A 12,606-nucleotide genomic window follows, 5' to 3' on the forward strand; every position below is an offset into this window, starting at 1 on the left:
TCCTCAAGCCCAGCGCACAGGCGGCTCGATTGCCACGATGGATAGCGGTAACCGTTCTGGCCGTTCTGCTGACCGGCTGCGCTGAGCACTCCCCTTTCTCGCCAGCAGCATCCGCCACCAGACCAGCCACCGAGATGACGTCAGCCCCCCTTGCGGGTCACGGCTTCCAGTCGTCGGTACAGATCGTTCAGCGTGATCAGATTTCCGGCGACCGACAGCACCTTTCGGCCAGCCCGGTGCTGCCCAGCGCCTCCCGTTCCGCCGAGCTGGTGGCCGGGGGGATCGGACGGATGACCGCCAACCAGCTCACGACTCAAGGAACCGCCGTGGCCCGTGCTGTCGGTGCCAACGGATGGGCCAGCGCTACCGAGTCCGCCCTGGCAAGCACCGGGGCCTACCTTGAGGGACCACTGGGGGGATCTCTGGAAGCGGTTGAGGGTGTGCTCGACAGCGTCGCTGCTCTGCCGTTACTGCATCGCTTCGATGACCGGCTGCAGCGGGTGCTGTCACTGGACCGCTATCGACGTCGCCTGACCAGCACGCTGGGCATCGGACAGCAGGAACTCGATCTCGAGGAGCCATGGGGCGATCTTGAGCAGTCACTGACCACCCGAGTGGCTAGCGCTATCCAGCTCGGCCTGGAACCGATCCTGATCACCTCCGACTCCTTGCTGTGGCCAAGCCTGGCGGCGGACCTGATCGTCGCCGGAGGCGATGCGCTGTCAGACGTCAGCGCCACCACCGGCAACGCCCTGGTCGACGCCTCCGCCAGTGGGCTGAGTCGTGCCGGCCAGTGGGTCGCCCTGGCCGGTCAGGTGCTGGGAGGCCAGCGTGATGAGACCAGCCTGCAAGGGGTGGCGGCGCGCACGGCGCTGCGCCATGGCGGGATCAGCCACAGCGGCATCCCCCGGCTGGATGAGCAGGCCGTCGTCGGACTGGTCGAGAGTATCGGAAACGATGAGCGCAGCACGCTCACGGCAGCGGCGGACCTGGGCCGAGGCAGCCTGAGTCAGATGCTGGCCACCGAGGCGGTGGGCCTGACCGGTGAGTTCGGCGTCATGGTCACGCGTCCCGGCGACATGCTCGACGACCGGGTGACACTCGCCCTGGCCCCGGCCCAGCAACTGGGCGACATGTCGGCCAATCTGTCATCGCTGGTAGGCGACACTCGCACCACCCTCGAGGAAGTCGGACGGCTGGTCGATGCCGGCCAGGACCTGTCCGGGCGTTTGCAGGGTCTGGTGCTGGCGGACAGCCTGGACAGTGGTGTCACGACCCTTGGGCGCGTCGATCAGGGCCTCGACAGGACCGGCAACCGGCTGCTACCCCTGGCCGACACCCTGGTCGAGGGGCTGGCGCAGGCCGATACCCGCATCGAGACGCTGGCCGATCGCCTGGGAGGCACGCTTGACCCCGTCACCAGCGCCCAGCAGGACGGCGTCAACCGCCTGGCGGACGCCGTGGTGCAGGCGCCGATGTCCAGTCGCCCGTTAAGCGAACTGGGAGACGCCGTGGTCGCACTGGGCGACGGCATGCGCCTTGCGCCGATCGCCGCCGGGCTCGACTGGATGATGGTGGTGCCGGTACCCGGGCGCGAAGGCCTGCTCGCAGGCGACGCACCTGCCGACTCGCCAACCGCCGGCACAGACACCGACCGGAGTCCCGGCCACCCCACCGTCGACGGCCACGCCCTCGCCGGCTCCCGAGCAGACCATATGCCCTGAGATGCCGTTGCCTCCGTGGCCTGAGCACGCCGCCACCGCAGCGCCATCTTCGCTTCAAGCTCCCGGGCATCTCAGGCGACAGCAGCGGCTGCTGCACCGGCTACCCGATCGATTTCCTTTAAAGCAGAGCCAGTTGAAACGTTGCTCAGACAGGCCCTCTCCAGCACGACCCTGTCTGGATCAACCCTGCCTATATCAACCCACCCCAGGGCGAATGGGCCAGAGCGCTGGCCGGCGTCGGCGCCAGCGGCAGGAGGGGCAGCAGGGTCGCCTGAAAGGCGTGATAGATATCCGGCTTGCCTTCCGGCCAGTAGCGCGCGCGGGGCTGGCTGCTCTCGTCGAGTTCGTGAATCCAGCCACCCCGGTCATGATCGATGATGTGGCGATCGATGTAGGCCCACCAGGTGGCGTACCAGTCGGCATACTGCTGACGCCCGGTGCGCGCCAGCAGCGCATGCGCCGCCCCCACCGCCTCGCTGGTGACCCAGTGGCGTCGGGCGGCGATCACCGGACGCTTGTCCCAGTCCAGGGTGTAGACGAAGCCCGGCTGCCCGTCGGCCTGCCAGCCATGCTTGGCGGCGGCGGCAAACAGCCCTTCGGCGTCCTCCAGCAGCCAGGCCGGCGCTGGTCGTCCGTGCCTCAGGCACGATGCCTCCAGGTTGAGCAGCAGGCGCGACCATTCCAGCGAATGTCCTGGCGTCAGGCCGAAGGGCCGGAACTGATCGGCGGGCAGGTCCTTGTGAAAGTCGTAGAGCACCGTCATCCGGCGATCGAAGTGCTCGGGGACCAGGTAATCATGCTGGCGGGCGTGGGTGTGGATAAAGCGCTCGGCGATCGCCACCGCACGATCGAGCCAACGTAGCTCTCCGGTAGCGTCGCACAGTGCCAGATAGGCCTCCACCGAGTGCATGTTGCTGTTGGCACCGAGATAGTCGTCGAGCTGCGTCCAGTCCCGCTGGTAGCTTTCCAGGCACAGCCCCATGTCGTCCGACCAGAAGTGGCAGTCGATGACGTCGATGGCCCGATCCAGCAGTTCGCGGGTTTCGCGACTGCCCAGCGCCATATGCGCCGACGAGGCGGCCAGCGCCACGAAGGCGTGGGTATAGGCGTGCTTGATGGTGGCGGCGCCGGGCTCCTGCTGTCCCTGGTACCAGCCTCCGTGTTGCTCGTCGGCGAGCAGCCCAAGCCCGGCGATGCCGTGTTCGACCTTGGCGCGGGCGAAGGGCACGCCGAGGCGGTGGGCGAGCGAGAACACATGGGTGAGTCGCGCGGTCTGCAGGGTCGTTACCGGCCTCGCGGCGTCCAGCTTGCCCTCGATATCGAGCCAGCCGTAGCCCCCCTGGGGGTGCTCGGCGGCGGCGCCGAACTCGAGCAGGCGCATCCCGGTCTTGGCGAGCCAGCGTCGGTGTTCGTCCTTGCGCAATAGACAGTCGTCCGGTGCAGCGATGTAGGTGGGATGTGACATGGCGTCCTCCGGGGTGACGAATAAAGGCGGCGAGTCGAGATGAGACCAAAGTGCTATACGTCCAGGCCTGACAGCGCGCTCTCGCTATCCTAGTATGACTACCATACAAGTCATATCAGACCAAAGCTCAAAGGCCTGACGCCTTAACGGCTCAAGGCTTCAACGGCCTCAAGGCTCAGAAGCCGGAAAGCTGGAAAGCTGGAAAGCTGGAAAGTCGAAAAGCTGGAAAGACTGAAACGCTCAACAACAGGTAGGTGCCCCCATGCTGACCCCCGCAATCGCTGAACTCTGGGAACAGGATGCCGCCGGTGGATCGGTGCGTCAGCGGCTCTACCGCGTGCTTAGACTCGCCATCATCCGGATGCAGTTCGCCCCTGGCCAGGCACTGTCCGAGAAGGAGATTTCCGACGCCTTCTCGGTCAGCCGACAGCCGGTACGCGAAGCCTTTATCCGCCTGTCCGAGGCAGGTCTGGTCGACGTTCGACCACAACGCGGCACCTATGTCGTGGGCATCTCGCAGAAGTCGGTGCGCGAAGCGCGCTTCGTCAGGGAGGCGGTCGAAACCGCCGTCAGCGCCTCCGCCGCCAGGCAAGGGCTCGCCGACAAGGTGATCTACGAGCTGCGGGATCTGATCGAACGCCAGATTCGCTGCGCCAGCAGCGGCCAGTATGACCAGTTCTTCATCCTCGACGAGGACTTCCACCGCGTGCTCGCCCTTGGCGCCGGACACGAGACCGCCTGGCGCGTCATCGAAGAGGTCAAGGCACAGCTCGACCGGGTGCGCTACCTCAGCGTGCCTGACACCACGCCCTTCGAAAAGCTGGTCCAGCAGCACGCCGACATTGTCGATGCCATCGAACAGAGAGACGAAGACAAGGCCCGCCAGGCCATGCTGGTGCATCAAAGCGAGATCCTGATCTCCCTGCCCCAGATGGTGCAGCGCTTTTCGTCGATCTTCGAGGACACCAACGGCTGATCGTTATCTACCCGGCAGACGTCTCTCATGGGCAAGGGCCAGCCGGCCCCTGCCCTGCGGCCTGCCGGGCCACTCCCCCGGAAGCAACTGCAACAGCAACGACAACAACTGAAGCGACAACAACAAGTGATAAGGAGACGCCCCATGTTCAAGAAGTCTGTCATTCTCGCCGCCGCTGTCCTCAGCAGCACCCAGGCGCTTGCCGCCTACGAACTGAACCTGTCCACCGCCCAGAGCAGCCAGGACCCCATGGTCAAGGCGATGGAAAACGCCGCCGAACGGATCGAGGAAAGAAGCGAGGGCGAGGTCACCCTGAACATCTTCTCCAGCAGCCAGCTCGGCGCCGACAACGACATGATCGAGCAGATCCGTAACGGCGCCAACATCGCGGTACTGACGGACGCAGGCCGCCTGTCCGAGTTTCAGCCTGAGCTCGGGATTCTGGCCGCGCCCTACCTGGTCGAGAGCCACGAGGACTACGACCGCATCACCTCTTTCGAGCCCTACCTCGAGTGGGTCGAGCTGCTCGCGGAAAACACCGGCATGCGCCTGATGAACTACAACTGGTTCCAGGGCACCCGCCAGATGTTCACCCAGAAGCCGATCGAAGGTCCCGAGGACCTCGACGGTGTGCGCATCCGCACCATCAACTCCCCGGGCTGGATCAAGACCATCGAAGGCATGGGCGCGACCCCGGTACCGCTGCCCTGGTCGGAAATCTACTCCGCCATCCAGCTCGGCACCATCGACGGCGCCGAGGCGCAGTTGACCGGCGCCCACGGCCTGCGGCTGCAGGAAGTGACCAGCAACGTCACCCTGACCAATCACATCCACCTGATGACGGGCCTGCTGGTTTCCGAGCGCTGGTACCAGGAGCTTCCCGACGAGCTGCGCTCCATGCTCGACGAAGAGCTCAAGAAGGCCGGTGACGAAGCCACCCAGATGACGGTCGACGCCCAGGCCGATGTGCGCAAGGAGATGGAAGAGGCCGGCGTCGAGTTCGCCGAGGTCGACACCGAACTGTTCAGCAGCCAGATGCAGGCGGTCTACGACGACATGGGCTGGACCGAACTGCGCGAGCAGCTCGAGCCTGTGCTCAGCGCCGGCGAATAACCCCCCTCAAGACCTGATCCAAGCGTCCACCGCTGCCGACGCCGGCAGCGGCTGGGGAGGACCCATGTGGAAGCACTATGACACTTTCGAGGAGTGGCTGGCCGTCGCGCTGCTGTTTCTCACCGCGGCCAGCATCCTGTTCAGCGCCACCACCCGGGCCATGGGCAACCCCATGCTCGGCGGCGCCGAACTGGCCCAGCTGTTCTTTATCTGGGCCTGCATGTTCGGCGCAGATATCACCCTGAAGAAAGGAGGCCAGATTCGGGTCGATGCCCTGCTGACCCGGCTGCCCCGATCAGGCAAGTGGCTGGCGAACCTGGTGACGGTGGGACTGATGATCGTCTTTCTGGCTTGCCTGGCACGCTATGGTTTCTCGCTGGCGTTCTCCAACTGGCAGCGTCCCCTCGGCTTTGCCGGGATCAGCTACGGCTACGTGACGCTGGCACTGCCCGTGGGCGCCGTCATGATGATCGTCTCGCTGGTCAGGCGGCTTGCCGCGGTGGGCATTGTTCAGGCGCTGGAGCCCGACAGCGACCAGCAGGAGCAGCTTCTGTGACGACACTCGCCATCCTGATTCTCGGCCTGGTATTGATGGCCATCGGCATGCCGGTCGCCTTCGCCATCGGCATGGCCGGTTTTACCTATTTCCTGTTGCCCGAGACCTTCCTGCCGACCAGCACGGCGGTACAGCGGATCGTCTCGGCCAGTCAGTCCTTTCCGCTGCTGGCGGTGCCGCTGTTCATCCTGATCGGACACCTGATGAACGCCAGCGGCATCACCCCACGTCTGCTGCGCCTGGCCACCCTGTTGACCGGCTGGATGACCGGTGGCCTGGCCCAGTCGAGCCTGGCCCTGAGCGCCATGATGGGGGGCATCTCCGGCTCGGCGGTGGCCGATGCGGCGATGCAGTCCCGGGTGCTGGGCGGCAACCTGATCGCACGGGGCTATTCGCCGGGCTTCACCGCCGCCCTGCTGTCCATCGGCGGGCTGATCACCGCCACCATTCCGCCGAGCATCGGCCTGATCATCTACGGCTTTCTCGGTGAGGTGTCGATCGGCCGGCTGTTCATCGCCGGCGTGGTGCCGGGCATCCTGCTGCTGGTGGCGCTGATGATCGCCACCAGCGTGATGTCGCACCGGCGCGGCTACGTGCCAGAACTCGAGAAGGCGCCGTCGCTGGGCGAAGTCTGGCAGGCGACCAGGAGCAGCATCTGGGCGCTGCTGTTCCCGGTATGGCTGCTGGTGGGCATCCGCTACGGCCTGTTCACCCCGTCCGAGGCCGGTGCCTTCGCGATCGTCTACGCCATCGTGGTGGGCTGCTTCATCCACCGCGAACTGACCCTGACGTCGATCATCGATGCCTTCCGTGCCGGTGTTCGTGACGTCGGCATGATCATGCTGATCATCATGTTCTCCGGCGCCATCAGCTACGTGGTGTCCTTCGAACGAGTACCGCAGACCATCACCGAGGTCACCCTCGGGGTGTTCGAAAGCCCCACCACCCTGCTGCTGGTGCTGTCGCTGTTGCTGGTCGTGCTGGGCATGCTGCTGGAGGCGACGGTGGTGGTCATGCTGCTGGCCCCCATCTTGGTGCCGGTGATCAAGGCCGCCGGCATCGACCCGGTGCACTTCGGCCTGTTGATGATGACGCTGGTGACCTTCGGCGGCATGACGCCACCCGTCGGGGTGTCGATGTACACCGTGTGCGGCATTCTGCGCTGCTCCTTCATTTCCTACACCCGGGAAATGCTGCCCTTTGCCCTTGCCGTGTTCGCCGTGGTGCTGGCCATCATCTTCTTCCCGCAGATCGTGCTGTTTCTGCCCGACTATCTGATGGGATAGCGGATGCACCAGGATTTAGTGAAGCGGACATGTCAGACACCCGCACCACACAACCGAGCGAGCCCACGGGCCTTCCTCCGGGACTGAGGTAGAGAACAAGATGACCCACTTCGTCGAAGCGCCGAACTTCGCCTGCGACATCGGTATCGTCCACCTGGGACTCGGTGCCTTTCACCGTGCCCACCAGGCGGTCTATCTGGCGCGCTATCTCGAGCGCAGCGGTGACACCACCTGGGGGCTGTGCAGCGCCAACCTGCGCTCCAGCGTCGGCCTGGTCGATGGGCTGCGTGCGGCGGGCCATCGCTACCATGTGGCCGAGTTCACCGATAGCGACAACGTCACGCTCAGAGAGATCGGCGTGATTCAGCAGACGCTGTTCACCGGCCGAGACAGCGAAGGCCAGCAGGGCCGGGACCTGGAAGCACTGCTGACGCGATTGACGTCTTCCAAGGTACGCATCGTGACCCTGACGGTGACCGAGAAGGGCTACTTTCTCAGCCCGACCAGCGGCGATCTGCTTGTCGACGATGCGATGATCAAGGCCGACATTGCCTCACCGAACACACCGCAGACCGCCCCCGGTATCCTGGTCGAGGCGCTGGCCCGCCGTCGCGCCGCCGGCCTGCCCCCCTTCACCGTGCTGTCCTGCGACAATATGCCGGACAACGGCCGCCGCACGCGCAACGCCATCGTGCAGCTCGCCGCCCTGCGCGACAGCGACCTGGCCGACTGGATCAGCGACCAGGTGGCGTTTCCCTGCAGCATGGTCGACCGCATCGTGCCGGCCATGACCGACGCCGACTTCGCCCGGCTGGGCGAGCTGGGTGTCGAGGATCCCAACGCGGTGGTGTGCGAGGCCTTTTCCCAGTGGGTCATCGAGGATGACTTCCCCCAGGGCCGGCCCGACTGGGAAGCCGAAGGGGTCGAGATGGTCACCGAGGTGGCCCCCTTCGAGACCATGAAGCTGCGCATGCTCAACGGCAGCCACTCACTGCTGGCCTACCTGGGCGCCATCGATGGCGTCGAGACGGTCTACGATGCGGTCAGCCGCCCCGAGTTCCGCGCCCTGCTGCGTCGTTACATGCTCAAGGAAGCAGCGACAACGCTGCACATGCCGGACGGGGTCGACCTCGAACGCTACGCCGACGAGTTGCTGGCCAGGTTCGCCAACGACAGTCTGCGCCATCGGCTGGCTCAGATCGCCATGGACGGCAGCCAGAAACTGCCCCAGCGCTGGCTTCACGGCGCCCTCGAGCGGCTGCAGGACGGCCACGAGGTACCCTGCACCGCACTGGGACTGGCCGCCTGGATACGCTACACCTCCGGCGTCTCGCTCGACGACCGACGACATGAGGTGAGCGACCCGCTGGCATCGCGCTTCATCGAGCTGCATGAACGTCACGGCGATGACCCTGAAGCGCTGGTGGCGGCCTTTCTGGCCCAGCAAGACATCGTCCCTGCGGCCCTGGCGGCGCAGCAGGGATTTGCCGATGCTGTCACCGATGGCTACCGCCGACTGATCAATACCGGGCTTGCGGCGTCACTGAGCACCCTCTAGCCGGACCCGAGAAAAGGAGATTTCCATGCAACACACCTGGCGCTGGTTCGGCCCCAAGGACCCGATCCGACTCGAGGAGATTCGCCAGACCGGCGCGACCGGCATCGTCACCGCGCTGCACGAGGTGCCCAACGATGAGGTCTGGTCCCGGCAGGCCATCGCCGAGCGCAAGCAGATGATCGAGGACGCTGGCCTCGAATGGTCGGTGGTGGAAAGCGTGCCGGTACACGAGGCGATCAAGAAAGGACTGCCCGAGCGCAACGCCCTGATCACCCGCTACTGCGACACCCTGCGCAACCTGGCGGCCTGCGGCATCGATACCGTGTGCTACAACTTCATGCCGGTGCTCGACTGGACCCGCACCGACCTGCGCTGGGCGATGCCGGACGGCGCCCTAGCGCTGCGCTTTGACCAGACAGCCTTTGCTGCCTTCGACCTGTACCTGCTCGCCAGACCAGGCGCCGAGGACGAGTACAGCGACGACGAGAAGACCGAAGCCAGGAGCTACCTCGATAGCCTGGACGCCGAAGCCCGCCAGTCACTGGTCGATACCCTGATCGCCGGCCTGCCCGGCGCCGAAGAGCACTACACCCTGGAGCGCTTTCGCGAGGTACTGGCCGGATACGCCGAGATCGACGCCGCGCGCCTGCGCGAGCACCTCGGCTACTTTCTGAAAGCGGTCATCCCGGTCGCCGAAGAACTCGGCATCAAGATGGCGATCCACCCCGATGACCCGCCCCGGCCGCTGCTCGGCCTGCCCCGGGTGGTCTCGACGGCGGCGGACGCCGAGTGGATCCTTGAGGCCGTCGACAGCCCCGCCAATGGCCTGACGCTGTGCACCGGGTCCTACGGCGTGCTCGCCGCCAATGACCTCGCCGCCATGGTTCAGCGCTTTGGTCCCAGCATCCACTTCGTGCATCTGCGCTCGACCAGGCGCGAGTCCCCCGACCCTCGCTCCTTCCACGAGGCGCCGCACCTGGACGGTGACGTCGACATGGTCGCGGTCATCAGCGCGCTGGTCGCCGAGGAACGCCGTCGCGAGCGCGAAGGCGGCCGACGCTTGCCGCTGCGTCCCGACCACGGCCACCACATTCTCGACGATCAGCACCGCGCCACCGCACCGGGCTATCCGCTGTACGGCAGGCTACGCGGCCTGGCCGAGCTGCGTGGCGTCGAGACCGCGGTACGCCAGCTCACCTGACGCCCTGGCGTTCTACCAGCCGCTGCGCTGGCGGCGCTCGCCGCAATCGGCATCCGTCGCAGTGGCTGTGGCCCTTCACAACGAAAACGACCAGGCGGGGAGGCGCATTCCCCGCCTGGTCGGCTCAGGACACCTTCAGCCCGCCTGGTCGGCCCACGACAAGGAGCTGCATCGACGACTCCTCAGGTCGGCAGGTACTCCTCGCTCCAACTGTCCGACACGACGCCTTCGGCGATCAACCGATCGATCTCCTCGGGGCTGTGCCCCAGCTCTTCGAGCACCTGACGGCTCGAGCTGCCGTACTTCTCCGACGGCGCCAGCGGATAGATGCGACCTCGCTTGGGACGGATGGCGTACGGATCGAGCTGCGTGATGACGTGACCACTGGGGTGCTCGTCGTAGACGGTGAAGGAGTAGCTGCCACGATCGATGCCCGGGGTGTTGTCCCAGCGCCGCGAGTTGTAGGAGCGCAGGGCCTCGATGTTCTCGCACACCGCCGCGGCGATGCCGGCCTTCTGCAGCCGTTCCACCCAGTCGGTGGCCACCGCATTGATAAAGCGAGGTGCCAGATAGGCCGCCCGCTCCTCCGGCGGAACATCGACCACCCCTTCGATCCCCGGCACCTGGGCGAACTTGTGCAGGTCCCGCTCGTAGGCGCTGATCAGCACCACCCCGTCGGCGGTAAAATAGAAGCGCGACAGATCGTCGTAGCCGTTGAGTTCACGACCCGAGGGCTCGTCGAACAGACCGCGACGCTCGTAGTCGTAGCAGAACGGCATCTGGGCCAGGCCGCTGAGCGCCGACAGCGAGGTCTTGACCCGGCTGACCCGGCGGGTACGCAGCTTCTGGTACAGGGCGGTGGCGACACCAAGAGAGGCCCCGAAGCCGCACATCACGTCGATGGTGCCGACGTGGGCGTGCTCTTCTGGCGTGTCCATGCTGCCCCCGAAGCGCAGCATGATGCCGGTGGTGGCCTGCACCAGGTCGTCGTAGCCCAGGTAGTTGGTCCGAGGGCCCGGCTTCACCCCGCTGAAGCAGTCGAGCTGGCAGAAGATCGCCTCGGGATTGATGCGCTGCATTTCCGCCTCGGTCAGCCCCATCCGCTCCACCTGCCTGTCCGTGGCATTCCACACCACCACGTCGCTCTGGCGGATCAGCTCGTCGAGGATTTCACGCCCCCGAGGCACCTGGATATCGGTCAGCAAGGATCGCTTGGAGCGCATATGCGACAGGCCGAAGATGACCGTGTTCCAGCAGTCATAGAACGGCTTGGCGGGGTCCACCTTGATGATGTCGGCGCCGAAGCGTGCCAAAAAGGCCACCGAGTGGGGACCGGCGATGACGTTGCACAGATCCAGCACCTTGACGCCTTCGAGCCAACCGTCCTTGGCGTTGCGCGCACGAACCCGGGGCAGCTTGGTCTCGATGCGATGCAGCACTGCCAGCGCCTGGTCGAACGACACCCAGCGGCGCGGCGTCGGGGTGAGCATCTCGTGGCCGCTGTCGTGCAGCCAGACCATCGGGCCGGGCTGGGTCATCAGGCCGAATTCGGGATCGTCCACTTCGATCATCAGCCCGGCGGTCTCGGCGTGGTCGTCGTGGATCCACTCCTGCAGCCAGCGCTGCGGCGCGCCGGGGAACTTGCCACGGCCGAAGATCTTCTCCCACTCCTTGGAGGTGCGGGTCAGGAACACCTCCTTCATACGCGCGGCGATATGATCCGCCCAACGCTTGGGCAGCGGGTAGACGCCAAGCGACACGTCACTCTGCCACTGGCTGGTGGGCGCATAGGTGTCGGGCTCTTCCACCAGCCCTTCCTCCACCAGCTCGTCGTAGAGACCGAGCACCTTGAGGCAACGCTTGGCGTGCTCCTTGTGACTCGGGCAGACCACGTAGAACATGCGCCCGTCCTTGCACTTGTAGCTGCGATAGAAGGGGTCGAGCAGCTCCTGCAGTTCGTCGTAGTCTAGGTTCATCGGCGCGCCTTCGATGCGGCGACGCTCGATCTCCTTTTCGCGCTGGGTCTTGTAGCGCTCCGGCAGGCCCTCGATCTTGATCGAGTTGTAGCAGAGGCCTTCCATCAGGGCGCAGGCGATGGGCACTTCGATCTCGTCGCCGAGGCCGGTACGCTCACGCGCCTGCAGCGCCAGGGTGACGGCGGTGGCCGCCAGCATGGTGCCGTAGGCCGAGCCCAGCGGCAGCGGCGAGAACGACGGATTGATGCCCATCAGCACCCGGTTGAGCCCCATGTCGGTAAACACCCCCGAGTGGGCGGCGATGACGCTCTCGAAGGCCCGCCAGTCACGGCGCAGCTCGTCGTTGGAGGCAAAGCCCGGCATCGACAGGGTGATCAGCTCCGGCCGCTCTTCGCGCAGCGCGCTGAAGTCGATGCCCAGGCGCTTCATGACGCCGGGCCGGAAGCTTTCGATCACGATATCGGCCTCCTCGATCAGCGCCAGCGCCTGTTCGAGGCCCTCTTCGGTCTTGAGGTCGATCGTCACGATCAGCTTGTTGCGCTGCAAGGTGGCGTTGGCCGGTGACTCCCACATGGGCCCCGTGGGCGGGTCCACGTGAATGACCGTGGCGCCCAGGTCGGCGAGGATCATCGCGACCGCAGGGCCGGCCATGTACTGACCGAAGTCGATGACCTTGACGTCCTTGAGCGGCAGTTGGGAATGAGGATTCGGTGACATCGGGGTCTTCCTGTAAAGCAAGGGAGGCAACGGG

Annotated in this window: 9 protein-coding genes; 7 read left to right on the forward strand and 2 right to left on the reverse strand. The window is 65.6% G+C overall.

Translation table 11 applies throughout. The features are described 5' to 3' along the window. Window positions 1–134: 134 nt before the first annotated feature. A complete protein-coding gene (locus tag NFG57_RS13745) occupies window positions 135–1,724 on the forward strand; it encodes a hypothetical protein (protein ID WP_348814553.1) in 1,590 nt (529 codons plus the stop codon). Window positions 1,725–1,914: 190 nt separating this feature from the next. Here the strand turns inward: NFG57_RS13745 and NFG57_RS13750 are convergent, their stop codons facing one another. After that, on the reverse strand, window positions 1,915–3,189 hold the full coding sequence (locus tag NFG57_RS13750) for an AGE family epimerase/isomerase (RefSeq protein ID WP_108133295.1): 1,275 nt from the start codon (window positions 3,187–3,189) through the stop codon (window positions 1,915–1,917). Between the two features lie 262 nt (window positions 3,190–3,451). Between NFG57_RS13750 and NFG57_RS13755 the strand changes: the two genes are divergently transcribed. The 6 genes from NFG57_RS13755 to uxuA all read left to right on the forward strand — a co-directional run bounded on the left by NFG57_RS13755 (window position 3,452) and on the right by uxuA (window position 9,879). Beyond that, entirely contained in the window at window positions 3,452–4,165 is a 714-nt protein-coding gene (locus NFG57_RS13755; RefSeq protein WP_045991829.1) for a GntR family transcriptional regulator, read from the forward strand. 144 nt (window positions 4,166–4,309) lie between these two features. Further along, window positions 4,310–5,278, forward strand: coding sequence for a C4-dicarboxylate TRAP transporter substrate-binding protein (locus tag NFG57_RS13760; RefSeq protein ID WP_348814554.1), 969 nt, complete (start codon window positions 4,310–4,312; stop codon window positions 5,276–5,278). A 64-nt stretch (window positions 5,279–5,342) separates the two neighbouring features. Next, window positions 5,343–5,834 carry a TRAP transporter small permease subunit gene (locus tag NFG57_RS13765; protein WP_348814555.1) on the forward strand — a complete coding sequence of 164 codons (492 nt, stop codon included), beginning with the start codon at window positions 5,343–5,345 and terminating at the stop codon, window positions 5,832–5,834. Further along, the gene (locus NFG57_RS13770; RefSeq protein WP_108133293.1) at window positions 5,831–7,120 is read left to right on the forward strand and encodes a TRAP transporter large permease; all 1,290 of its coding nucleotides are present in this window, start codon (window positions 5,831–5,833) and stop codon (window positions 7,118–7,120) included. Before NFG57_RS13765 ends, NFG57_RS13770 begins: the two co-directional genes overlap by 4 nt. A 100-nt stretch (window positions 7,121–7,220) precedes the next feature. Next, entirely contained in the window at window positions 7,221–8,678 is a 1,458-nt protein-coding gene (locus tag NFG57_RS13775) for a mannitol dehydrogenase family protein (RefSeq protein ID WP_348814556.1), read from the forward strand. A 25-nt stretch (window positions 8,679–8,703) separates the two neighbouring features. Then, window positions 8,704–9,879, forward strand: coding sequence for a mannonate dehydratase (uxuA, locus tag NFG57_RS13780; protein ID WP_348814557.1), 1,176 nt, complete (start codon window positions 8,704–8,706; stop codon window positions 9,877–9,879). A gap of 182 nt (window positions 9,880–10,061) precedes the next feature. Here uxuA and NFG57_RS13785 read toward each other — a convergent pair whose 3' ends face one another. Then, window positions 10,062–12,572, reverse strand: coding sequence for a CoA transferase (locus NFG57_RS13785; RefSeq protein WP_348814558.1), 2,511 nt, complete (start codon window positions 12,570–12,572; stop codon window positions 10,062–10,064). Window positions 12,573–12,606 lie beyond the last annotated feature (34 nt).

Origin of the sequence: Halomonas sp. H10-59, assembly GCF_040070555.1 — a bacterium.
Classification (GTDB): domain Bacteria; phylum Pseudomonadota; class Gammaproteobacteria; order Pseudomonadales; family Halomonadaceae; genus Halomonas; species Halomonas litopenaei.